This is a genomic window from bacterium, from assembly GCA_020440705.1.
Taxonomy (GTDB): Bacteria; Krumholzibacteriota; Krumholzibacteriia; order LZORAL124-64-63; family LZORAL124-64-63; genus JAGRNP01.
On the sequence record JAGRNP010000328.1, the window covers coordinates 1 to 589 of the forward strand.

Genomic DNA, 589 nt, shown 5'->3' on the forward strand with positions numbered 1-589 from the left:
CCTGCGTTTCCGGGGAGGTCTGGTCGAGCCAGGTCTGAAGACGTTCGACGATTTCCTGCATCGACGCGGGACGCTTGTCGGGCGTCTTCTCAAGCATTTGCAGGCAGAGGTCCTCGAGCTTGGGGTCGACGTTCGAGCGGACCTTGCAGAGGGGTGTCGGTCGATCGCGGAGGGCCTGCCCGAGGATCGACATAACCGTGCCGATGAACGGCAGCCGCGAGGCGAGGAGTTCGTAGAGGATCACGCCGAGGGCGTAGATGTCCGTGCCGGGGCCGACGAGATCGTCCTTGGCCTCGATCTGCTCCGGGGACATATAGGCGGGGGTGCCGAGGATCGTTCCTTCCTTGGTGATGCGGGACTCGTCGCGAGTATCGGCATGCCGGGCGAGGCCGAAGTCGGTCACGCAGGGGTTGCCGGAGGGCGGCATGAGGACGTTGCCCGGCTTGAGATCACGGTGCAAAATTCCCTGCTCGTGGGCATGGGCGAGACCTTCGGCAATTTGGCAGACGACCGTGGCCACCCGGCGCTGGTCGCTGAACTCATCCGTCCCGACGAATCGCGACAGCGGCTGGCCGTCGATGTAGGCCAT

1 protein-coding gene is annotated in these 589 nt (G+C 64.7%); it reads right to left on the reverse strand.

What is annotated here, in order from left to right:
- Positions 1-589: serine/threonine protein kinase (locus tag KDM41_18630; GenBank protein ID MCB1185440.1), on the reverse strand; the 589-nt coding region annotated here is incomplete at both ends.